This window comes from Geodermatophilus sp. SYSU D00684 (assembly GCF_054050455.1).
Map to the genome: position 1 here is coordinate 1 of NZ_JBJGZI010000024.1, position 20,534 is coordinate 20,534.

Below are 20,534 nucleotides of genomic sequence, written 5' to 3' on the forward strand. Positions count from 1 at the left end.
GGGAGTTGTCGATCACGCCCCCCCCCAAAAACCCCGCCCCCGCCGCCCCCCCCCCCGGGGCGGCGCCCGCCCCCCCTTCTGCATTCCCCGACACGGCCCGACCGGAATGCACCACCGCCCCGGATCCGTCCTGACGAAACCGGGGCCGTGTGCGTTCGTCGGCGGCCACCCGACCTCAGGGGACGATGCGGCGGAGGCCTGCGAACGACAGCGCCGCGGCTATCACCCCGAGCGCCGCCGGCACGAGGACCGCCAGGGTCAGCATCGACTGCTCGGTCAGCCAGGTGCCGACGTCGCCCCAGGCGCGCTGCCACGAGACGAGGATGGCGAGCCCGCCGAAGAGCAGGATCCCGCCGACCACCAGGCTCCACAGTCCGAGCTGCCCCCACCGCTTCGTCACCACGCCGAAGGCGACGCCGAGGAAGGCGGCGGCGAGCATCGGTGCACCGGAGACGACGACCTGCAGCGCCCAGTTGTCGACGTCGAGCTTGCCGGGCGCCCAGAAGTTCAGCCGGACGCCCCAGCCGCCGGTGGCGTCCTCGATGGCGACCAGGGTCGCGAGGACCACGCCGTACGCGAGGGCGGAGCCGACCGCGACGACGGCGGTGCCCCGGTAGAACGTGCGCCGGCTGAGGCTCATCCCCATGGCGAACGGCAGCAACTAGGTCACCGACTGGACGAACACCACCAGCACGGAGACGTAGAGGGACAGGACGCCGCCGTTGATCCCCCCGCCGGGCTGCTCGCTCGCGGCGGTGAGCCCCCAGATCGGCAGGTTGATGGCGAAGCTCAGCAGGGCGATGCCCCACGGGATGCCGATGATCTGCAGGGGGTTGATCAGGTGCAGGCGGGCCGCGGCCAGCGTGCGGTTCATCGGGTGGCCCCTTCGAAGGAGAAGTCGTCGTCGGAGGACGGGCCGTGGGGGACGGCCACCGGGCGGGTCGCGGCGGTGCGGGAGCTGAGGGCGACGAGACGAGCTGCTGCAGGGGCGTGCGCTCGGCGGTGACGCCGGCCGCGGCGAGGTCGTCGGTGTCCACGGGCCCGCGCAGCCGGACGACCGCGCGGCTGGAGCCGCCCAGCGTCTCGGTGGTCAGCACCTCGTGCTGCCGGCCGAACGCGGCGACGGCGTCGGCGCGGCCGGTCACGGTGAGGGCGGCGGCCCGCAGGTCGTCGGCGTCGTCGTCGAGGAGGACCCGGCCGGCGTCGATGAGCAGGACGTGCTCGAGCAGGCCGCTGATCTCCTCGATGAGGTGGGTCGACAGGACGATCGTGCGCGGGTTCTCCGCGTAGTCGGCGATCAGCCGGTCGTAGAACAGCTGCCGGGCGACGGCGTCGAGGCCCAGGTAGGGCTCGTCGAACAGGGTGAGCGGCGCCCGCGAGGCCAGGCCGATGGTGATGCCGACGGCGGAGACCATGCCGCGGGAGAGCTTCTTGACCAGCCGGCGGGGCGGCAGGCCGAAGTCGGCCACCAGCGACCGCGCCAGGTCCTCGTCCCAGGTCGGGAAGAGGGTGGCGGCCGCGCTCAGGGCGTCGCGCACCCGGAAGTTGTCCGGGTAGCGCTGGCTCCCCTTGACGAAGCAGACCTGCTGCAGGACGGCGTCGTCCTCGTAGGGGTCGGCGCCCAGCACCCGCACGCTGCCGCGGGTGGGCACGCGGTGCCCGGTGAGCAGCTGCATGAGCGTGGTCTTGCCGGCGCCGTTGCGGCCGAGCAGGCCGGTGATGCCGTCGGTGGCGAAGCCCGTGGTGACGCCGTCGAGAGCGGTGTGCTCCGGTACCGCATCGTCACGTCGGTGAGCGTGGCGGCGGCGTCGCTCATCGCTCGTCCTCCCAGCGGTCGATCATGGTGGCCAGCTCGCGGGTGGAGATGCCGAGCTTGTGGGCCTCGGTCATCAGGGGGCGGACGTACTGGTCGGCGAACTCGCTGCGGCGGCGCTCGAGCAACTGCTCGCGGGCGCCCGTGGCGACGAACATGCCGACTCCTCGTCTCTTGTAGAGGACCCCGTCGGCCACCAGCTGGTTGAGGCCCTTGGCCGCGGTGGCGGGGTTGATGCGGTGGAAGGCGCTGAGCTCGTTGGACGAGGGCGCCTGGCTCTCCTCGGCGAGGGAGCCGTCGACGATCGCGTTCTCGATCTGCGCGGCGACCTGCCGGAAGATCGGGCCGGCGTCCTCGTTCACCGGAGACGCCCACTACCGCCAGGGTCCCCGGGGCCCCTGGGTTCACTACTCATGTAATGGACCGTAGAACCGGCTCGTCCGGGGCGTAAACCCCGGCTACGGTCGCGCCCGTGGACGACGTCGTCAGGCCCTTCAGCGTCGACGTGCCGCCGGACGCGGTGGCGGACCTGCGCCGCCGGCTCCGTGCCACCCGCTGGCCGGACCCGCCGACGGCGGACGGGTGGGCGCAGGGCGTCCCGGTGGACGTGCTGCAGGAGGTCTGCCGGTACTGGGCCGAGGAGTACGACTGGCCGGCCCGGCAGGCGCGGATCAACGCGTTCCCGCAGGTGGTCACGGAGATCGACGGGCTGCCGGTGCACGCCCTGCACGTCCGCTCGCCGCACCCGGACGCGCTGCCGCTGGTCCTCACCCACGGCTGGCCCGGCTCGGTCGTCGAGTTCCTCGAGGTGATCGGCCCGCTCACCGACCCCGAGGACCCGCGCGACGCCTTCACCGTCGTCGCCCCGTCGCTGCCGGGCTACGGGTGGAGCGGGAAGCCGACGGCACCCGGCTGGGGGCCGGCGCGGACCGCCGACGCCTGGGCGGAGCTGATGCGCCGGCTCGGGTACGAGCGCTTCGGCGCCCAGGGCGGGGACATCGGGTCGTTCGTGTCGGCCAACCTGGGGGCGCGGCACCCCGACCGGGTGGTCGGCGTGCACCTGAACATGGTGGTGACCGTCCCGCCGGAGGGGCGGACGGACCTCGACGAGCGCGAGCAGCGGGCGCTGGACCGGATGCGGGCCTTCCGCGACGACGGCTCGGCCTACAGCCACCAGCACCGCACCCGGCCCCAGACGCTCGGCTACGGCCTGACCGACTCCCCGGCCGGCCAGTGCGCGTGGGTCCTCGAGAAGTTCCACGCCTGGACCGACACCGGCGGCGACCCGGTCGGGGTCCTCGGCGTCGACCGGCTGCTCGACGACGTCTCGGTGTACTGGTTCACCGGCACGGCGACGTCGTCGGCGCGGATGTACTGGGAGATGGCCCGGGCGCCGGAGGAGCGGACGCCGCGGGTCGACGTCCCCAGCGGCGTGTCGATGTTCCCCGGGGAGATCTTCGTGCCGCCCCGGGCGTGGGCGGAGCGGCAGCTGACCGACCTGCGGGCGTGGCGTGAGCACGACAGCGGCGGGCACTTCGCGGCGATGGAGCGGCCGGCGGAGCTGGTGGCCGACGTCCGGGCGTTCTTCCGCCCGCTCAGGTAACCGCCGCGACACACGGGGCAACTAGCGTCCGGGCTCCGCCGACCCCGGAGGACCCCGCGTGCACCTCTCCCCGCACGAGCAGGAGCGCCTGCTGCTCTCCTACGCCGCCGACCTCGCCCGCCGACGGCGCGCCCGGGGGCTGCGGCTGAACCTCCCGGAGGCGACGGCGGTCATCACCGACCACGTGCTGGAGGGCGCCCGCGACGGCGTCCTGGTCGCCGAGCTCATGCAGTCGGGCCGCACGGTCCTCACCCGCGACGACGTTATGGACGGCGTCCCCGAGCTGCTGGAGGAGGTGCAGGTGGAGGCCACCTTCCCGGACGGGACCAAGCTCGTGACCGTCCACCAGCCGATCCCGTGATCCCCGGCGAGGTGATCCCCGCGGAGGGGACGATCGAGACGCTGCCCGGCGCCCCGCGGATCGAGCTCGAGGTGACCAACACCGGCGACCGGCCGGTGCAGGTGGGCTCGCACTACCACTTCGCGCAGACCAACCGGGCGCTGCGGTTCGACCGGGCCGCCGCACACGGCCACCGGCTCGACGTCGCCGCCGGCACCGCCGTCCGCTTCGAGCCCGGCATCACCCGCACCGTGACGCTGGTGCCGCTGGCCAGCGCGCGCGTCGTCCCCGGCCTGACCGGAGAGGGAGGGCTCGGCTGATGGTGCAGCTGTCCCGCGAGCGCTACGCGCAGCTGTACGGGCCGACCACCGGCGACCGGATCCGGCTGGCCGACACCGACCTGCTCATCGAGGTCGAGGAGGACCGCTGCGGCGGCCCCGGCCGGGCCGGCGAGGAGGCGGTGTTCGGCGGCGGCAAGGTGATCCGCGAGTCGATGGGCCAGGGCCGCGCCACCCGCGCCGAGGGCGCCCCCGACCTGGTCATCACCGGCGCCGTCGTGCTGGACCACTGGGGGGTCGTCAAGGCCGACGTCGGTGTCCGTGACGGGCGCATCGTCGCGCTGGGCAAGGCCGGCAACCCCGACACGATGGACGGCGTCCACCCGGACCTGGTCATCGGCCCCGGCACCGAGGTGATGGCCGGCAACGGGCGGATCCTCACCGCCGGCGGCATCGACTGCCACGTCCACTTCATCTGCCCGCAGATCGTGCCGACGGCGCTGGGCTCGGGCGTCACCACGCTCATCGGCGGCGGCACCGGTCCGGCGGAGGGCTCGAAGGCCACCACGATCACCCCGGGCGACTGGTACCTGGCGCGCATGCTCGAGGCGATGGACCCGTGGCCGGTGAACGTCGCGTTGCTGGGCAAGGGCAACACCGTCTCGCAGGAGTCGATGGAGGAGCAGCTCCGCGGCGGGGCGAGCGGCTTCAAGCTGCACGAGGACTGGGGCTCGACGCCCGCGGCGATCGACGCCTGCCTCACCGTCGCCGGCCGGCACGGCGTCCCGGTGGCGCTGCACTCGGACACGCTCAACGAGGCCGGGTTCGTCGAGGACACCCTGGCCGCGATCGCCGGCCGGTCGATCCACGCCTACCACACCGAGGGTGCCGGGGGCGGTCACGCGCCGGACATCATCACCGTGGCCGGGCACCCGAACGTGCTGCCGAGCAGCACCAACCCGACCCGGCCGCACACGGTGAACACCCTCGACGAGCACCTCGACATGCTCATGGTCTGCCACCACCTGGACTCCTCCGTCCCGGAGGACCTCGCCTTCGCCGAGAGCCGGATTCGGCCGACGACGATCGCCGCCGAGGACCTGCTGCACGACCTCGGCGCCATCTCGATGATCGGCTCCGACGCGCAGGCGATGGGCCGGGTCGGCGAGGTGGTCCTGCGCACCTGGCAGACCGCGCACGTGATGAAGCGCAAGCGCGGGTCGCTGGCCGGCGACGGCGCCGCGGACAACCTGCGGGCCCGCCGGTACGTCGCGAAGTACACGATCTGCCCCGCGGTGGCGCACGGCATCGACGGCGAGGTGGGCTCGGTCGAGCCCGGCAAGCTCGCCGACCTGGTGCTGTGGGACCCGCGCTTCTTCGGCGTCCGCCCGCACGCGGTGCTCAAGGGCGGGGTCGTCGCCTGGGCGCAGATGGGCGACGCCAACGCCTCCATCCCGACGCCGCAGCCGCAGCTGCCCCGGCCCATGTTCGGCGCCTACGGCCGCGTCCCCGCGCGGACGTCGCTGCACTTCGTCGCCCCGGCGGCGCTCGAGGCGGGCCTGGGGAACCGGCTGGCGGTCGACCGGCGGCTGGCCGCGGTCACCGACACCACCCGGCTCGCCAAGGCCGACATGCCGGAGAACACCGCGCTGCCGGAGATCCGCGTCGACCCGGACACCTTCACGGTCACCGTCGACGGCGAGGTGTGGGAGCCCGAGCCTGTGCGCGAGCTGCCGATGGCGCAGCGGTACTTCCTCTTCTGATGACGGCCGCGCTGCTGACGCTGGCCGACTCCCGGCTCCCCGCCGGCGGGCACACGCACTCCGGCGGGGTGGAGCAGGCGGTCGCGGCCGGGCTGGTGCACGACCCGGCGTCGCTGGCGGCCTTCCTGCTGCGCCGGCTGGCGACGGCGGGTGCCGTGGCGGCCGGCCTGGCGGCCGCGGCGTGCCGGGGCGGGGACCTCGCGGGACTCGACGCCGAGGCCGACGCCCGGACGCCGTCGCCGGCGCTGCGGGCGGCCTCCCGGCAGCAGGGCCGCGGGCTGGTGCGGGTCGGCCGCCGGGCGTGGCCGTCGCCGGCCTGGGACGCGCTGCCGGCCGCGCCGCACCACCCGGTCGCGCTCGGCGTCGCCGCGGCCGCGGGCGGGCTCACCGCCCGGGACGCCGCCGCGGCCGCCGCGTACCTGTCGGTCAGCGGCCCGGCGACGGCGGCCCAGCGGCTGCTCGCCATGGACCCACTCACCGTCGCGGCCGTCACCGCGCGGCTCGCGCCGGAGATCGACGCCGTCGCCACCACCGCCGCGGAGAGCGGCAGAAATGGCCATTTCTGCCGCCTGCCCGCCGACGCCGACCCGCTCCTCGACCTGCTGGCCGAGGTGCACGCCACGAGAGGGGACCGCTTCTTTGCCTCCTGACCACAACCTCCAGGACTACGTCGACGCGGAGGTCCCGCACCGGCACGGCGGGCCGCTGCGCGTCGGGCTCGGCGGCCCGGTCGGCTCGGGGAAGACCGCGCTGGCCGCGGCCCTGTGCCGCACGCTGGGTGCCGAGTACGACCTCGCCGTCGTCACCAACGACATCTACACGACCGAGGACGCCGACTTCCTGCGCCGCAACGCCGTCCTCCCCGACGACCGGATCGAGGCGGTGCAGACCGGCTGCTGCCCGCACACCGCCATCCGCGACGACATCACGGCCAACCTCGACGCCGTCGAGCTGCTCGAGGCGCGCCACCCCGGCCTGGAGCTGGTGTTCGTCGAGTCCGGCGGGGACAACCTGACGGCGAGCTTCAGCTACGGGCTGGTCGACGTGCAGGTGTTCGTCGTCGACGTCGCCGGCGGGGACAAGGTGCCGCGCAAGGGCGGGCCCGGGGTCACCGCGAGCGACCTGCTGGTGGTGAACAAGACCGACCTCGCGCCGCTGGTGGGCGCCGACCTCGACGTCATGCGGCGGGACTCGGCGCTGGTGCGCGGGGAGAAGCCGACGCTGCTCGTCTCGCTGCGGGAGGACCCCACGGCGGGGCCCGTGGCCGACTGGGTGCGCGAGCAGGTGCGGGCCCGCCGGCTGCAGCGGGCGTGAGGACGCGGGTCGAGGTCGTCGCGCGGCGCGGGCCCGGCGGGCGCACGGTGCTGCCGGTGGTCCGCGCGAACGGGCAGCTGGCGGTGCGCCGGACCGGTCCGTCCTCGGTGCACATCGTGGCGACGGCGTTCGGCCCGCTGGGCGGGGACGACGCCGAGGTCCGGCTGGTGGTCGAGGAGGGCGCCACGCTGGCGGTGCGGTCGGTGGCCGCGGCCGTCGCGCTGCCCGCCCGCGACGGCGACCGGCCCTCGGTGCAGCGCGTCGCCGCCGAGGTGGCCGGGGAGCTGGACCTGCGGCCGGAGCCCACCGTGGTCGCCGTCCGCGCGCACCACCGGGCCGAGCTGACCGCGTCGCTGGCGGCGGGTGCCGTCCTCACCGCCACCGAGCAGGTGCTTCTCGGCCGCACCGGCGAGGAGCCCGGCCGGTGGACCGGCACCACGCGGGTGGTCGTCGACGGGCGGCCGCTGGTGCACACGACCGTCGGCCTGGGACCCGGCGCCCCGGCCTGGCTGCCGCCGGTCGCGCCGCGCGCCTGGGCGTCCACGGTGCACGTGGGGCAGGCTGCCGGGGTGCTGACCGCCGACGACGCCGTCCGCCTGCCGCTGGAGAACGGGTGGGTGGCCACCGCCTGGGGGACCGAGCTGCACTCCGTGGTGCGCGCGGTGGAGGCGGTGGCGTGACGCTCGTCGTCCGGGCACGGCGGGTGGTGCTGCCGGGCGGTGAGCGCGCCGCCGCGGTGCACACCGCCGGCGGCGTGGTCACCGCGGTCACCGGCTACGACGACGTCCCGGCCGGCGCGGTCACCCTCGCCGACGACGAGGTGCTGCTGCCCGGGCTGGTCGACAGCCACGTGCACGTCAACGAGCCCGGCCGCACCGAGTGGGAGGGCTTCGCCACCGCCACCCGCGCCGCGGCCGCCGGCGGCATCACCACGGTCGTGGACATGCCGCTGAACTCCGTGCCGGCGACCACCACGCTCGAGGCGCTGCGGGTCAAGCGGGAGGTCGCGGCCGGGCAGGTCGCCGTGGACGTGGCGTTCTGGGGCGGCGCGGTGCCGGGCAACCTCGCGGAACTGCGGCCGATGCACGAGGCCGGCGTCGTCGGGTTCAAGTGCTTCCTGCTCGACTCCGGCGTCCCGGAGTTCCCGCCGCTGGACGACGCCGGGCTGCGCGCAACGCTGGCCGAGCTGGCGTCGTTCGACGGGCTGCTGATCGCGCACGCCGAGGACGAGCAGGTGATCGAGGCGGCGCCCGGGCCCGCCGGGGCCAGCTACGCGGCGTTCCTCGCCTCCCGCCCGCCCGCGGCCGAGGAGACGGCGATCGGCCGGCTGGTGGCGGCCACCCGGGACACCGGCGCGCGCAGCCACGTCGTCCACCTGGCCGACGGCGACGCGCTGCCGCTGCTGCGCGCCGCCCGGGCGTCCGGGGTGCGGGTCACCGTGGAGACCTGCCCCCACTACCTGACCTTCACCGCCGAGGACGTGCCCGACGGCGACACCGCGTACAAGTGCTGCCCGCCGATCCGCGAGGCGGCGCACCGGGAGGCGCTGTGGGGCGCGCTGACGGCCGGCGACGGCGGCCCTCCCGTGATCGACATGGTGGTCAGCGACCACTCGCCGTGCACGCCGGAGCTCAAGCGGCTCGACGTCGGCGACTTCGGGCTGGCGTGGGGCGGCATCGCGGGGCTGCAGGTGGCGCTGCCGGCGGTGTGGACCGGCGCGCGGGCCCGCGGGGTGCCGTTGGCGGAGGTGGTGGGCTGGATGGCGGCGGCGCCGGCGCGGCTGGCCGGGCTGCCGGGCAAGGGTGCGATCGCCGTCGGGAGGGACGCCGACCTGGTGGCCTTCGCGCCCGACGAGCGGTTCACCGTGGGCCGGCTCGAGCACCGCAACCCGGTGACGCCCTACGCAGGGCGCGAGCTCACCGGCGTCGTCCGGCGGACCTGGCTGCGCGGGCGGGAGGCCGACGGCAGCCCCCTCGGCCGGCTGCTCAGCCGAGGGGACCGCTGATCACGACTGCTGTTCGCCCTCCTCGCGGGCGGCCTGGTCCATGATCTGCGGGTCGTCGGTGGAGCCGCCGGCGGGGTCGGCGTTGCCCAGCGCGGTCTCGGCGGGCATCTGCTCGACGTGCTCGCGGGCGCGCTCGCGCAGGTCGTCGGTGGGTTCGGACACGGGTCCTCCTCGGATCTCTCGCGGACCCCGGCGCTCTACCCCGCCCGTGCCACAGTGACCCGCGACCGCCGCCGACGAGGAGACCCATGAGCGACCCGTTCGACCTGCCCGACCTCGCCGTCCGTACGCAGGGCGGCGCCGTGGTGGCCGCCAACGACGAGTTCTTCGCCGGCAAGGAGAACCTGGTCCTGCCCGGGCCGGCGCGGGCGCGTGACGACTTCGGCGCCCGCGGCAAGGAGTACGACGGCTGGGAGACCCGCCGGCGCCGGGAGCCCGGGCACGACTGGGCGGTCGTGCGGCTCGGCATGCCGGGCGTGGTGCACGCCGTCGTCGTCGACACCGCGTTCTTCCTCGGCAACTTCCCGCCGCGGGCCTCGCTGGAGGGCGCCTCCGTCGAGGGCCACCCGCCGGCGGCCGCGCTGGCCGGCGCCGACTGGTTCCCGCTGCTGCCGCTGTCGGACCTGGCCGGGGGCACCGCGAACCGCTTCACCGTCGAGCCGGGGCCGCGGGTGACGCACGTGCGGCTGTCCATCCACCCCGACGGCGGCGTGGCGCGGCTGCGGGTGCACGGCGAGGTCGTGCCCGACCCGCGGCTGCTCGACGCCGGCCCGTGCGACCTCGCCGCGCTGGAGAACGGCGGGCGGGTCGCCGGGGTGAGCAACGCCTTCTACGGCAGCCCGCACCAGCTCATCGGCCGCGGCGAGGCCCGCTCGATGGGCGAGGGCTGGGAGAACGCCCGCCGCCGCGACGACGGCAACGACTGGGTCGAGGTGGCGCTGGCCTGCGAGGGCACGGTGACCCTGGCCGAGCTCGACACCTCGTGGTTCCTCGGCAACGCGCCCGGGGCGGCGTCGCTGACCGGCCGGACGGCGGACGGCGCCGAGGTGCAGCTGCTGCCCCGCACGCCGCTGCAGCCCGACACCCGGCACCGGTTCGTCCTGCCCGGCGACGCCGCGGTGACCGCGGTGCGGATGGACGTCTTCCCCGACGGCGGCATGGCCCGCCTGCGGCTGTGGGGCCGCCCCACCGGCGCCGGCCGCGCCGCCCTGCAGCAGCGGTGGGAGGCGACCGCCCTGGGTTGAGCGGCAGAAATGGCCATTTCTGCCGCCGGCGACGGGTAGGGCCGGTCCGTGGCGACGATCGCGATCACCGGCTCCACCGACGGCATCGGCCGGGCGGCCGCGCGGCGGCTGCTGGGCGGCGGGCACACCGTCGTCCTGCACGCGCGCAGCGAGGCCCGCGGTGCCCCGGTCGCCGAGGAGCTCGGCCGGCTCGGGGACGTCCGGCTGGTCACCGGCGACCTGGCCGACCTGGACCAGGTCCGCGCGCTCGCCGGGCAGCTCGGGGAGGTGGACGCGCTGGTGCACAACGCCGGCGTGTGGCCGCCGGACGGCGCGCCGGCCAGCGCGCAGGGCCACGAGCTCGCGTTCGCCGTCAACGCGCTGGCCCCGCACCTGCTCACCGCGCTGGTGCACGAGCGGGTGCGCGGGCGGCTGGTCTTCCTCGGCAGCGGCATGGTCGGCTCGGGCCGCGTCGACCCCGGCGACCTCGGCGGCGCGCGCGAGCCGGCGCGCGCCTACGCCGACTCCAAGGCGCTCGACGTCGTCCTGGCCCTGGGCTGGGCCCGCCGCCTGCCGCACCTGCGGGTGGGCGCGGTCGACCCGGGCTGGGTGCGCACCAAGCTGGCCTCCCCGGGCGCGCCCGGGGACGTCGAGGACGGCGGCGCGCGGGTGACGCACGCCGCGGCCGGCGACTGGCCCGGCGGCTACACCGCCGGCCGCCGCCCGGCGCGCACGCCCCGCGCCCTCGAGGACCCCGCCCTGCAGGACCGCGTGCTGGCCGCGATGGACCGCCTCGCCGGGGTCGCCGCGTAGGGCGGCACAAATGGCCGTTCCTGCCGCCCGCGGGGTCAGGTCCCGGTGACGTGCTCGGGGCGGACGGGGACGCGGGTCAGCGGCAGGCCCGTCGCCTGGCGGATCGCGGCGAGCACCGCGGGCCCGGAGGAGATGTTCGGCGCCTCGCCGACGCCGCGCAGGCCGTAGGGCGCGTGCGGGTCGGCGTACTCCAGCACCTCGATGCGCATCGGCGGCATGTCCAGCACGGTCGGGATGAGGTAGTCGGTGAACGACGGGTTCTGTACGCGGCCGTCGCGGACCAAGATCTCCTCCATCACCGCCAGGCCCAGCCCCTGCGCCGTCCCGCCCTGGATCTGCCCGACGACGGCCTGCGGGTTGATCGCCTTGCCGACGTCCTGCGTGCAGGCCATCTCCACGACCTTGACCAGCCCGAGCTCGGTGTCGACGTCGACCACGGCCCGGTGCGCGGAGAAGGCGTACTGCACGTGCGCGAAGCCCTGGCCGGTCTCCGGGTCGATCGCCTCGGTGGGCCGGTGCCGCCACTCGACGGTCTCCTCGACCGCCGCGTCACCGAGCACGTCGGCCAGCGGCAGCGCCACGCCCTCGAGGTCGGACACGACCTTGCCGCCGTCCAGCCGCAGGTCGGCCACCGGCCGGCCGACGGCGGACCGCGCGAGCTCCAGCACCCGGCCGCGGACCGCCTCGCACGCGGCCTTGACCGCGCCGCCGGTGACGTAGGTCTGCCGGGACGCCGAGCTGGACCCGGCCGACCCGACGCCGGTGTCCTTCGGGTGGAGCACGACGGCGTCCACGCCGAGCTCGGTGCGGGCGATCTGCTGCTCGACGGTGACCAGGCCCTGGCCGACCTCGGCGGCCGCGGTGTGCACGGTCGCGACCGCCTCGCCGCCGACCACCTCCAGCCGCACCCGCGCGGTCGAGTAGTCGTCGAAGCCCTCGGAGAAGGCCACGTTCTTGTAGGCGACGGCGTACCCGACGCCGCGGCGCACGCCCTCGCCGTGGGTGGTGTTGGACACCCCGCCGGGCATGTGCCGCAGGTCGACGTCGTCGCCGGTGGCGGGCGCCGGCGGCAGCGGCATCGCCTCCAGCCGGCGCAGCAGCTCCGCGACCGGCGCGGGGCTGTCGACGACCTGACCGGTGGGCGTCTCCGAGCCCTGCTCCATCGCGTTGCGGCAGCGCAGCTCGACCGGGTCCATGCCCAGCTCGGCGGCGAGGGCGTCCATCTGCGCCTCGTAGGCGAAGGCGGTCTGCACCGACCCGAACCCGCGCATGGCGCCGCACGGCGGGTTGTTGGTGTACGCGCCGTAGCAGTCGACGTGCACGTTCGGGACCACGTAGGGGCCGATGCCCATCGTGCCGCCGTTGCCCACGACCGCCGGCGTGCTGGAGGCGTAGGCGCCGCCGTCGAAGTAGATCTCCGCCTTCACGTAGACCAGGTCGCCGCCGCGGGTGGCGCCGTGCTCGTAGCGCATGGTCGCCGGGTGGCGGTGCACGTGCCCGAAGAAGGACTCCTCGCGGTTGTAGGACATCTTCACCGGCCGGCCGGTGTGCAGCGCGAGCAGGCAGGCGTGCACGTGCATGGACAGGTCCTCGCGGCCGCCGAACGCGCCGCCGACGCCGGCGAGGGTCAGCCGCACCTTCTCCGGTGGCATGCCCAGCGCCGCGCAGACCTGCCGCTGGTCCACGTGGAGCCACTGGGTGGCCACGTACAGGTCGACGCCGCCGTCCTCGCCGGGCACCGCCAGCCCGGACTCCGGGCCGAGGAAGGCCTGGTCCTGCATGCCGACCTCGTACTCGCCGACCACGACGACCTCGGCGGTGGGCGCCGGGTCGCCCTTGCGCACCTTGAGGTGGCGCACCAGGTTGCCGTGCGGGTGCAGGTGGGCGCTCTCCCGGCTGAGCTCGGTGACCTCGGCCGGCGCGTCGTGCACCTGGTTCCACGTCGGGTGGCCCAGCGCCCGCCGCGCGTCGGTGACCGGCTCCCAGACGTCGTAGTCGACGACGATCCGCGCCGCGGCCCGGCGCGCGGTGTCGGGGTGGTCGGCGGCGACCAGCGCCACCGGCTCGCCCTGGTAGCGGACGACGTCGAGGGCGAGCACCGGCTGGTCGGCGAGCTCGAGGCCGTAGACCTTCTCGCCGGGGACGTCGTCGGAGGTGAGGACGGCGTGCACGCCGGGGACGGCCAGCGCCGGGCCGACGTCGATCGCGCGGATGCGGGCGTAGGGGTGCGGGCTGCGCAGCGTGACGCCCCACAGCATGTCGTCGGTCCACAGGTCGCTGGCGTAGGCGAACTCGCCGCGGACCTTGAGGACGCCGTCGGGGCGCTGCGCGTCGGTGCCGACCCCGCCGCCGCTGCCAGGGCCGGTCAGGTGCGAGGGGGCGCCGCTCGGGGCGCGGGTGGGGGTGCTCATCGCGCGTCACCTGCCATGCGGTCGGCCGCGAGCCGGACGGCGTCCAGGATCTTCTCGTAGCCGGTGCAGCGGCAGAGGTTCCCGGCCAGCGCCTCGCGGATCTCGGCGTCGGCGGGCGTGCGGCCCTCGTCCCGGGCGCGGCGGACCAGGTCGTCGGTGGCCACCAGCAGCCCGGGCGTGCAGAAGCCGCACTGGACGGCGCCGGCCTCGAGGAACGCCTCCTGGACGGGGTGCAGCCCGCCGGCGGGGGCGAGCCCCTCGACGGTGCCGACCTCGCGGCCCTGCGCCTGCCCGGCGGCGACCAGGCAGGCGCACACCGGCAGCCCGTCGAGGTAGACGGTGCACGAGCCGCACTCGCCCTGCTCGCAGGCGTTCTTCGAGCCGGGCAGGCCCATCCGCTCGCGCAGGACGTACAGCAGGCTCTCGCCCTCCCAGACGTCGTCCACCTGCTGCTCGGTGCCGTTGACGGTGCAGGTCAGGCGCACGTCGGGTCCCCCTTCCGGTAGTCGGCCCAGGCCCAGGTCAGCGTGCGCCGGGCCATGACCGAGAGTGCGTGGACGCGGTAGCGGGCGGTGCCGCGGACGTCGTCGATGGGCGCCGCCGCCCCGGCCACCAGCTCGCCGAACCGGGCGGCGGTGGCCGGCGGCAGCTCGGCGCGGGACTCCCACAGCCCGTCGAGCTCCCCGGCGAGGAACTCCTCGGCGGCGGGGGCGCGGCGCGGGGTGGGGGCGGCCGACCCGATGCCGGTGCCGACGGCGCGGCGGTCGGGGTGCAGCGCCAGCCCGAACGCGGCGACGGCGATGACCATCGCGTTGCGGGTGCCGATCTTGCTGTACTGCTGCGGGCCGGTGGGCGGGGTGATCCGGACGGCGGCGATCAGCTCGTCGTCGGCCAGCGCGGAGCGCTTGACGCCGGTGTAGAACTCGGCGACCGGGATCCGGCGGGTGCCGCGGACCGACGCCACCTCGACCTCGGCGCCGGCGGCCAGCAGCGCGGGGTGCGCGTCGCCGGCCGGGGAGGCGGTGGCCAGGTTGCCGCCGACGGTGCCGCGGTTGCGGATCTGCGGCGAGCCGATGGTGCGGGCGGCCATCGCCAGCCCGGGCAGCCGGTCGCCGAGCTCGGTGATGACCCGGGCGTAGGGGACGCCGGCGCCCAGCCGCACCGCGCCGTCGTCGGGCTCCCAGGCCTGCAGCTCGGCGACCCGGGTGAGGTCGAGCAGCAGCGACGGGCGGAGCCGGCCGAAGTTGATCGCGACCATGACGTCGGTGCCCCCGGCGATGGGCACGGCGTCGCGGTGGGCGGCCTTCGCCTCCAGCGCCTCCGCCCACGTCGTGGGCTGCAGGAACTCCATGGCCACTCCTCGTCGGTGTCCCGGGGGACGGCCACGGTAGCCCCGGTTCGTTCCGGCCGGGTTGCGCGACGGCACGTGGCGACTCGCCGTGTTCACACGCGGTCGGCAGGATGCCGCGGGTGGAGACGACCGCCGACCCCGGGCCCCCTGCCGACCTGCTCGTCCACGACGCCGACCTGCTGGCCACCGTCGACGACGGGCGGCGGGAGATCGCCGGCGGCTGGGTCGCCGTGACCGGCGGGGTGGTGAGCGGCGTCGGCGGGCCCGGGGACCCGCGGCCGGCGGCGGCCCGCACGGTGGACGCGCGCGGCTGCCTGGTGACGCCCGGGCTGGTCAACACCCACCACCACCTCTACCAGAACCTCACCCGGTCCTTCGCACCCGCGCTGACCGGCGGCCTGTTCGAGTGGCTGGTCACGCTCTACCCGCTGTGGGCGCGGCTGGACGAGGAGGCGGCGTACGTGTCGGCCTACGTCGGGCTCACCGAGCTCGCGCTGGCCGGCTGCACGACCTCGACCGACCACCTCTACGTGCACCCGCGCGGCGGCGGCGACCTGATCGGCGCCGAGGTGCGCGCGGCGCGGGACCTCGGCATGCGGTCGCACTTCACCCGCGGGTCGATGTCGCTGTCGGTGAAGGACGGCGGGCTGCCGCCGGACTCCGTCGTCCAGGACGACGACGAGATCCTGGCCGAGTCGCAGCGCCTGGTGGACGCCCACCACGACCGCTCCCCGCACGCGCTGACCCGCGTCGCGCTGGCGCCGTGCTCGCCGTTCAGCGTGTCGACGTCGCTGATGACGCGGACGGCGGAGCTGGCCGAGCGGCTCGACGTCCGGCTGCACACCCACCTCGCCGAGACGCAGGACGAGGACGCGTTCTGCCTGGAGCGCTTCGGCCGCCGCCCGGTCGACTACCTGGCCGACGTCGGCTGGATGACCGACCGCGTGTGGCTGGCGCACGTCGTGTGGCCCTCGGCCGGCGAGGTGACCCGGCTCGGCGCCGCGCGGGTCGGGGCGGCGCACTGCCCGTCGTCGAACATGGTCCTCGGCAGCGGGCTGTCGCCGGTGGCCGAGCTGCGGGCGGCCGGGGCGCCGGTGGGGCTGGGCGTGGACGGGTCGGCGTCGGCGGACGCGGCGTCGCTGTGGCTGGAGGCCCGGACGGCGATGCTGCAGGGCAAGCTGCGGCACGGCGCGGGGTCCTTCAGCGCCCGCGACGCGCTGGAGATCGCCACCCGCGGCGGCGCGGCCTGCCTCGGGCGCACCGGCGAGATCGGCGAGCTGTCGGTGGGCGCGTGCGGCGACCTCGCCGTCTGGCCGCTCACCGGGCCGGCGTTCGCGGGGGCGCTGTCGGACCCGGTGGAGGCGTGGCTGCGCTGCGGGCCGGTGGCCGCGCGGCACGTCGTCGTCGGCGGGCGGTTCGTGGTGGAGGACGGCGTGCCGGTCCACCCCGGCCTCGACGAGCAGCTCGCCGTCCACCGCCGGGTGAGCGAGCGCGTGCAGGCGGCCCTCTGACCGCGCACGTCCGCGGGGATGCACGGTGCATCTCCGCGGACGTGCCCCGTCAGAGGGCGGCGGCGAGGGCCTCGAGGTCGTCAGGGGTGCCGTCGACGTGCGGCGACACCCGCAGCACCCAGCCGGTCAGCTCCGCCGGCGCGCGGCCGGGCTCGATCGCCGTGGTCACGATGCCGTGCTCGGTGAGCAGCCGCGCCCGGGTGGCCACGACGTCGACGCCGTCCGGCGGGCGCAGCGTGGTGGTCACGGTGGGCTCGTCGAGCGGCTCCACCACGGCCCAGCCGCCGGCGCCGTCGAGGACCTGCCGCGCCGCCCGGCCCAGCGCGGCCAGCCGCTCGCGCACCCGGTGCGGGCCCGCGGCCAGGTGCTCCCCGACGGCGAGCACCAGCCCGACCCGGCCGGCCACGTGCGCCTCGCCGCTCTCCAGCGCCCGCAGCGGCGGCAGGTCGGCCGGGGCGGGCAGCGCCGGGACCAGCTCCGCGGCCACCGCCGGCCGCGCGCACAGGAGGCCGACCCCGCGCGGACCGGCCAGCCACTTGCGCGAGGTCGAGTAGACGACGTCGGCGCCGAGGTCGACGTCGACGTGCCCGAGCGACTGGGCGGCGTCCAGCACCAGCGGCACGCCGTGCGCCCGGCACAGCGCCGCGACCTCGGCGGCCGGCTGGACGACGCCGCGGTGGCTGGCCACGTGCGTGAGGTGCACGAACCGCGGCGGGCCGGCGGCCAGCGACCGCTCGAGCGCGGCGACGTCCACCCGCCCGTCGCCGTCGACGGCCATCGGCTCGAGCACCAGCCCCGCGGCGCGCAGCAGGGCGGCGTTCGGCGCGTACTCCCCGGGCGTGCAGGCCACCCGCGTCCCGGCCGGCAGCCGCCAGGCGGCCAGCAGCGCGGTCAGCGCGGCCTGCGCGGACTCGACGAAGACGACGTCGGCGGCGGCCATGCCGACCAGCCCGCCGATGACGCTGCGGCCCTGCTGCAGCAGGTCGCCGGCGGTCGCCTCGGCCACGTAGCCGCCGAGCTCCGCCTCGTGCCGGGCGTGGTGGGCGACCGCCTCGAGCACCCGGTTGCTCTGCCGGCTGCACGCCGCGGAGTCCAGGTGCCGCCCCGCCGGGCGGGGGCGGGCGGTGCGCCAGGAGTCGGCCAGGTCGTCGTGGGGCAGCAGCAGGTGGAGCGCGGTCACCCCCAGACGCTAGGACAGCTGCCCGCGGACGATGGAGACCCCGGAGTGGGCCGGGTCGCCGTCGAGCGGCTCCACCGAGACGTCGACGACCGGGTACTCGGCCAGGTCCAGGCCCGCGGGCAGCTCGAACTCCTCGGTGCCGGCGCGGACGACGCCGAGCGGGACCAGCCCGGACACCGACTCGGTGAGCAGCCACGCCTCGTAGTAGCCCTCCTCCGGCGCGCCGGCGGCGAGCTCCACCTGCAGCACCCGGGTGCCGTCGGCCCGCTCGACCACCTCGGCGCGGCCGGAGGCGTCGCTGCCCTCCAGCGGGTCGAGCACGGTCGCGGCGACCGGCACGCCGGCGTCGTCCCGGCCGCCGAGCGCGACCGCCCCGGCGCCGATGGCCAGCCCGGCCACCAGTGCCGCCGCGGCGGCGAGCGCCAGCCGCGACCGGCGGGGCCGCAGCGGCACGACCGGCGCGACGGGCGCGACGGGCTCGTCCGGCTCCGGGGACACCGGTGGGGCCCCGGGGACCGGCGGCGCCACCGGGACGACGTCGGGCACCGGGCCGGCCGGGGGCGCCGACGCCGCGACGACGCCCGGGCGCGGCACCACGCCCACGCCGGTGGCCGCGGCGATCCCCGCCCACAGCGAGGGCGGCGGCGCGACCGGCGGGCCGGGCACGGCGAGCTCCGGCACGGCCAGCGCATCGACGGCCCGGCGCAGCCGCGCCACCTCGGCGCCGCAGGCCGCGCAGCCGGCCAGGTGCGCGGCGTCGGCGTCGGGGAGCGGCTCGCCGAGCGCGGCCAGCGCGAGGTCCTCAGGCGTGCAGTGCGGCACCGTCCACCTCCAACCGGTCGCGCAGGCGCTCCAGGGTGCGCCGGATGTGGCTCTTGACCGTCCCCAGCGGCAGGCCGGTGCGCTCGGCGATCTGCGCGTGCGTGAGGTCGGCGAAGAAGGCGAGCTCGATGATGCCGCGCTGCGGCTGGCCCAGGCGGTCCAGCTCGCCGAGCAGCAGCACCCGGTCGGCGACCGTGCTGTCCACCGGGGCCTGCCCGCCGGGCGGCGCGGCCTGCGCCTCGGCCAGCGCGGCCTCGGCGGCGCGCCGCTGCCGGTCCCGCCGCGCCCACGTGTCGGCGATCTTGTGACGGCAGATGCCGACCAGCCAGCCCGGCAGCGCGCCCTGGTCGGCGCGGTAGCCGGCCCGGCCGGTCCAGGCGGAGACGAAGGTCTGCTGGGTGACGTCCTCGGCGTCGGGCCCGGGGCCGAACGCGCGGACCGCCATGCCGTGCACCTGCGCCGCCCACCGCTCGTAGGCCCAGGCCAGCGCCTGCTCCTCACCCGCGGCGAAGCGCCGGGCGACCTCGGCGTCGTCCGGCTCGGCCGCGCCCGAGGGCGACGGCTCCGCCTGGGTGTTCACCGCACCGACCCTAGGGCCCGTCCGGCCGGTCCGGGGCTCGAGGAGCCCGGTCACGGGATCGGCTCCGCCACCACGACGACGTTGTCGCGGTAGCCGCCGACGTCGGGGAGGAACGGTCCGCCGCAGGTGACCAGCGTCAGCCGCGGCGGTCCCTCGCGCGTGAAGAGCAGGTCCACCGGCAGCGCCTGCTTGTCCAGCAGGTCCCGCGCGACCACCCGCCACCGCGTCGTCGCGCCGGCGGCGTCGGTGACGAGCACCTCCTGCCCCGGCTCGGCCGAGCGCAGCGGGGCGAGCGCGCCCAGGCCCTGCTCGGCGTCGTCGACGTGGCCGGCGAGGACCGCGGAGCCGGGCGCCCCGGGTGCCGGGCCGAACCGGTACCAGCCGGCCCGGGCGACGTCGTCCGGCAGCGCCATCTGCCCGTCGGCGGCGACCCCGGCCGGATCGACCGGCGCGTCGACGCCGAGGGCGGGCACCTGCAGCCGGGCGGGCGGGACGACGGCGGGTGCCGGCGCCGGGGCGGCGTCCCGGACGGCCGGCCCCGGCGCCGGAGGGGGAGCGGCCGGTGTGCCGAGCACCTGCCCGACCGGCGCGCCCGCCGCCGCCGGGGGCCGGGTCAGCTCCCACGCGGTGGGCACGCCCACGGCGAGGGCCAGGCCCAGGGCCACGCCGGCGGCGGCGGGTCGCACGTCAGGCCCGCGTCGTGGCGAGCCGGCGGGCGGCCACGCCGGCGCCGGCCAGGCCGAGGGCGGACAGGCCGAGCAGCGGCAGCGGGAGGCCGTCGTCGTCGGCCAGCCCGGCGCTCCCGCCGGGGACCCCGGACGGCGCCGAGTGCCCGCCGCCGATCGTCTGGACGGCGAGCTCGAAGCCGGCGTCCTGCGAGCCCCACGCGTAGACCACCGTCGTGGCGCCCTCGGTCACCGCGAGGTCGGCCGGGCCGAGCGCCACGGTGGAGGTCCCGGCCAGGACGACGTCGGCGCTGACCGTGCCGGCCGGCACCTCGAGCGACGCCTCGTCCGGGTTGGCGAGGCCCGGCGCGACCACCTGGCCGCCGGCGCGGACGTCGACCGCCGGGGCGGCCGCGACGTGCCGGACCACGACGCGGCCCTGGCCCGCGGGGACCGCGGAGGTGTCGTTGACGAACGGGGTGAGCGCCGGCTGGCCCTCCGCGGTCAGGTGCGCGACCACGGTGGCGTTCGCGCCGGCCGGGACCGCGACGCCGTTCGCCGAGAGCAGCGGCGTGCCCGAGCCGTCGGCGGCGTCGGCGGGGAACAGCGCCAGGTCGTAGGAGCCGGCCGGCAGCGACAGCGGGTCGGTGAGCGTGCCGGGCTGGAAGTCGTCGATCAGCCGCTCGCCGTTGGCGTACACGTCGACCGGGGTGTCCGGGACGGCGTGCAGCACGGAGACGGTGGCGGTGTCGGCCGCTGCGGCCGGCGTGGCGCCCAGCGCGACGAGCGCGCCGGCTCCGGCGACGGTGGCGAGGCCGAGGGTGCGGGTCCGGGTCACGGGGTCCTCCGGGATCGGGGGTGC

Annotated in this window: 23 protein-coding genes and 1 pseudogene; 11 read left to right on the forward strand and 13 right to left on the reverse strand. The window is 76.7% G+C overall.

What is annotated here, in order from left to right; all coding sequences use genetic code 11:
- Positions 1-175 precede the first annotated feature (175 nt).
- The 4 genes and pseudogenes from ACI79L_RS17270 to ACI79L_RS17285 form a co-directional block, all read right to left on the reverse strand.
- Positions 176-661 (reverse strand): hypothetical protein, encoded by a 486-nt coding sequence (locus tag ACI79L_RS17270; RefSeq protein WP_456937954.1) that lies wholly within the window; start codon positions 659-661, stop codon positions 176-178.
- On the reverse strand, positions 662-874 hold the full coding sequence (locus tag ACI79L_RS17275; RefSeq protein WP_456937955.1) for a hypothetical protein: 213 nt from the start codon (positions 872-874) through the stop codon (positions 662-664).
- A 532-nt stretch (positions 875-1,406) separates the two neighbouring features.
- Positions 1,407-1,721 (reverse strand): annotated as a pseudogene (locus tag ACI79L_RS17280) (ATP-binding cassette domain-containing protein); the annotation flags it as partial.
- A 91-nt stretch (positions 1,722-1,812) separates the two neighbouring features.
- Positions 1,813-2,175 carry a GntR family transcriptional regulator gene (locus tag ACI79L_RS17285; protein WP_456937956.1) on the reverse strand — a complete coding sequence of 121 codons (363 nt, stop codon included), beginning with the start codon at positions 2,173-2,175 and terminating at the stop codon, positions 1,813-1,815.
- A 110-nt stretch (positions 2,176-2,285) separates the two neighbouring features.
- On the opposite strand from ACI79L_RS17285, the gene ACI79L_RS17290 reads away from it, so the two are divergent.
- Genes ACI79L_RS17290 through allB form a run of 8 tightly spaced genes read left to right on the forward strand, consistent with a single transcriptional unit; the run spans position 2,286 to position 9,116 of the window.
- Positions 2,286-3,416: an epoxide hydrolase family protein gene (locus tag ACI79L_RS17290; protein ID WP_456937957.1), complete on the forward strand. Its 1,131-nt coding sequence runs from the start codon at positions 2,286-2,288 to the stop codon at positions 3,414-3,416.
- A 58-nt stretch (positions 3,417-3,474) separates the two neighbouring features.
- A complete protein-coding gene (locus ACI79L_RS17295; protein ID WP_456937958.1) occupies positions 3,475-3,777 on the forward strand; it encodes an urease subunit gamma in 303 nt (100 codons plus the stop codon).
- On the forward strand, positions 3,774-4,076 hold the full coding sequence (locus tag ACI79L_RS17300; RefSeq protein ID WP_456937959.1) for an urease subunit beta: 303 nt from the start codon (positions 3,774-3,776) through the stop codon (positions 4,074-4,076). The genes ACI79L_RS17295 and ACI79L_RS17300 overlap by 4 nt, the downstream gene beginning before the upstream one ends.
- Entirely contained in the window at positions 4,076-5,797 is a 1,722-nt protein-coding gene (locus ACI79L_RS17305) for an urease subunit alpha (RefSeq protein WP_456937960.1), read from the forward strand. The genes ACI79L_RS17300 and ACI79L_RS17305 overlap by 1 nt, the downstream gene beginning before the upstream one ends.
- The gene (locus tag ACI79L_RS17310) at positions 5,797-6,447 is read left to right on the forward strand and encodes an urease accessory protein UreF (RefSeq protein WP_456937961.1); all 651 of its coding nucleotides are present in this window, start codon (positions 5,797-5,799) and stop codon (positions 6,445-6,447) included. Before ACI79L_RS17305 ends, ACI79L_RS17310 begins: the two co-directional genes overlap by 1 nt.
- Complete coding sequence (gene ureG, locus ACI79L_RS17315; RefSeq protein WP_456937962.1) at positions 6,437-7,111, forward strand: urease accessory protein UreG; 675 nt, start codon at positions 6,437-6,439, stop codon at positions 7,109-7,111. The genes ACI79L_RS17310 and ureG overlap by 11 nt, the downstream gene beginning before the upstream one ends.
- Positions 7,108-7,791 carry an urease accessory protein UreD gene (locus tag ACI79L_RS17320; protein ID WP_456937963.1) on the forward strand — a complete coding sequence of 228 codons (684 nt, stop codon included), beginning with the start codon at positions 7,108-7,110 and terminating at the stop codon, positions 7,789-7,791. The genes ureG and ACI79L_RS17320 overlap by 4 nt, the downstream gene beginning before the upstream one ends.
- Entirely contained in the window at positions 7,788-9,116 is a 1,329-nt protein-coding gene (gene allB / locus ACI79L_RS17325; RefSeq protein ID WP_456937964.1) for an allantoinase AllB, read from the forward strand. The genes ACI79L_RS17320 and allB overlap by 4 nt, the downstream gene beginning before the upstream one ends.
- Here allB and ACI79L_RS17330 read toward each other — a convergent pair whose 3' ends face one another.
- The gene (locus tag ACI79L_RS17330; RefSeq protein WP_456930159.1) at positions 9,117-9,278 is read right to left on the reverse strand and encodes a hypothetical protein; all 162 of its coding nucleotides are present in this window, start codon (positions 9,276-9,278) and stop codon (positions 9,117-9,119) included.
- Between the two features lie 86 nt (positions 9,279-9,364).
- Between ACI79L_RS17330 and alc the strand changes: the two genes are divergently transcribed.
- Together alc and ACI79L_RS17340 are read left to right on the forward strand one after the other, a co-directional pair.
- The gene (alc, locus tag ACI79L_RS17335; RefSeq protein WP_456937965.1) at positions 9,365-10,360 is read left to right on the forward strand and encodes an allantoicase; all 996 of its coding nucleotides are present in this window, start codon (positions 9,365-9,367) and stop codon (positions 10,358-10,360) included.
- A gap of 48 nt (positions 10,361-10,408) precedes the next feature.
- Positions 10,409-11,152 carry an SDR family NAD(P)-dependent oxidoreductase gene (locus tag ACI79L_RS17340; protein WP_456937966.1) on the forward strand — a complete coding sequence of 248 codons (744 nt, stop codon included), beginning with the start codon at positions 10,409-10,411 and terminating at the stop codon, positions 11,150-11,152.
- Positions 11,153-11,187: 35 nt separating this feature from the next.
- Here the strand turns inward: ACI79L_RS17340 and pucD are convergent, their stop codons facing one another.
- Genes pucD through ACI79L_RS17355 form a run of 3 tightly spaced genes read right to left on the reverse strand, consistent with a single transcriptional unit; the run spans position 11,188 to position 14,914 of the window.
- Entirely contained in the window at positions 11,188-13,563 is a 2,376-nt protein-coding gene (gene pucD, locus ACI79L_RS17345) for a xanthine dehydrogenase subunit D (protein WP_456937967.1), read from the reverse strand.
- A complete protein-coding gene (locus tag ACI79L_RS17350) occupies positions 13,560-14,048 on the reverse strand; it encodes a (2Fe-2S)-binding protein (RefSeq protein WP_456937968.1) in 489 nt (162 codons plus the stop codon). Before ACI79L_RS17350 ends, pucD begins: the two co-directional genes overlap by 4 nt.
- Complete coding sequence (locus tag ACI79L_RS17355) at positions 14,039-14,914, reverse strand: FAD binding domain-containing protein (protein ID WP_456937969.1); 876 nt, start codon at positions 14,912-14,914, stop codon at positions 14,039-14,041. Before ACI79L_RS17355 ends, ACI79L_RS17350 begins: the two co-directional genes overlap by 10 nt.
- 119 nt (positions 14,915-15,033) lie before the next feature.
- Between ACI79L_RS17355 and ACI79L_RS17360 the strand changes: the two genes are divergently transcribed.
- Positions 15,034-16,425, forward strand: coding sequence for an 8-oxoguanine deaminase (locus tag ACI79L_RS17360; protein ID WP_456937970.1), 1,392 nt, complete (start codon positions 15,034-15,036; stop codon positions 16,423-16,425).
- 49 nt (positions 16,426-16,474) lie between these two features.
- On the opposite strand, the gene egtE is transcribed toward ACI79L_RS17360, so the two are convergent.
- The 5 genes from egtE to ACI79L_RS17385 are packed head-to-tail and all read right to left on the reverse strand — an operon-like array spanning position 16,475 to position 20,510.
- A complete protein-coding gene (egtE, locus tag ACI79L_RS17365; RefSeq protein WP_456937971.1) occupies positions 16,475-17,605 on the reverse strand; it encodes an ergothioneine biosynthesis PLP-dependent enzyme EgtE in 1,131 nt (376 codons plus the stop codon).
- Positions 17,606-17,614: 9 nt separating this feature from the next.
- Positions 17,615-18,427: an anti-sigma factor domain-containing protein gene (locus ACI79L_RS17370; protein ID WP_456937972.1), complete on the reverse strand. Its 813-nt coding sequence runs from the start codon at positions 18,425-18,427 to the stop codon at positions 17,615-17,617.
- Positions 18,408-19,007 (reverse strand): RNA polymerase sigma factor, encoded by a 600-nt coding sequence (locus ACI79L_RS17375; RefSeq protein WP_456937973.1) that lies wholly within the window; start codon positions 19,005-19,007, stop codon positions 18,408-18,410. The genes ACI79L_RS17370 and ACI79L_RS17375 overlap by 20 nt, the downstream gene beginning before the upstream one ends.
- Positions 19,008-19,057: 50 nt before the next feature.
- Positions 19,058-19,693: a class F sortase gene (locus ACI79L_RS17380; RefSeq protein ID WP_456937974.1), complete on the reverse strand. Its 636-nt coding sequence runs from the start codon at positions 19,691-19,693 to the stop codon at positions 19,058-19,060.
- A 1-nt stretch (position 19,694) separates the two neighbouring features.
- Positions 19,695-20,510, reverse strand: a complete 816-nt coding sequence (locus ACI79L_RS17385) for a DUF4397 domain-containing protein (protein WP_456937975.1) — start codon at positions 20,508-20,510, stop codon at positions 19,695-19,697.
- Positions 20,511-20,534 lie beyond the last annotated feature (24 nt).

Coding starts and splice junctions, on each gene's coding strand:
- ACI79L_RS17275 (WP_456937955.1), bottom strand. CDS start 874: ATGAACCGCACGCTGGCCGCGGCCCGCCTGCACCTGATCAACCCCCTG.
- ACI79L_RS17305 (WP_456937960.1), top strand. CDS start 4,076: ATGGTGCAGCTGTCCCGCGAGCGCTACGCGCAGCTGTACGGGCCGACC.
- ACI79L_RS17310 (WP_456937961.1), top strand. CDS start 5,797: ATGACGGCCGCGCTGCTGACGCTGGCCGACTCCCGGCTCCCCGCCGGC.
- alc (WP_456937965.1), top strand. CDS start 9,365: ATGAGCGACCCGTTCGACCTGCCCGACCTCGCCGTCCGTACGCAGGGC.
- pucD (WP_456937967.1), bottom strand. CDS start 13,563: ATGAGCACCCCCACCCGCGCCCCGAGCGGCGCCCCCTCGCACCTGACC.
- ACI79L_RS17355 (WP_456937969.1), bottom strand. CDS start 14,914: ATGGAGTTCCTGCAGCCCACGACGTGGGCGGAGGCGCTGGAGGCGAAG.